Raw genomic sequence first — 517 nt, forward strand, 5'->3', positions numbered from 1 at the left:
TCATGTGATTAGCAAGTTCATAAGAGCAAACGGTGAATGCCTTGGCATCTGGAGCCGAAGAAGGACGTCGTAATCTGCGATAAGCCTCGGGGAGCTGATAAACGAGCTGTGATCCGAGGATTTCCGAATGGGGAAACCCCGCCAGGCCCCTTGTGGTGACCTGGTGACTCCCGCCTGAATATATAGGGCGGGTAGAGGGAACGTGGGGAAGTGAAACATCTCAGTACCCACAGGAAGAGAAAACAACAGTGATTCCGTCAGTAGTGGCGAGCGAACGCGGAAGAGGCTAAACCGAGTCATGTGTGATACCCGGCAGGGGTTGCATGGCCGGGGTTGTGGGACTTTTCGTTCCGGTCTGCCGGCCGGTGAACGTTACAGCGCATCATAGACGAACAGGTTTGAACGCCTGGCCAGAGCGGGTGCGAGCCCCGTAGTCGAAATGGTGTTATGGCGTGAAGAGTATCCCAAGTAGCACGGGGCCCGAGAAATCCCGTGTGAATCTGTCAGGACCACCTGA

Annotated in this window: 1 rRNA gene; it reads left to right on the top strand. The window is 55.5% G+C overall.

From position 1 onward, the window contains the following. Nucleotides 1–9 precede the first annotated feature (9 nt). Nucleotides 10–517, top strand: a 23S ribosomal RNA gene (locus tag C5C99_RS16685); the annotation flags it as partial.

This window comes from Rathayibacter sp. AY1C4 (assembly GCF_002932195.1).
Lineage (GTDB): Bacteria > Actinomycetota > Actinomycetes > Actinomycetales > Microbacteriaceae > Rathayibacter.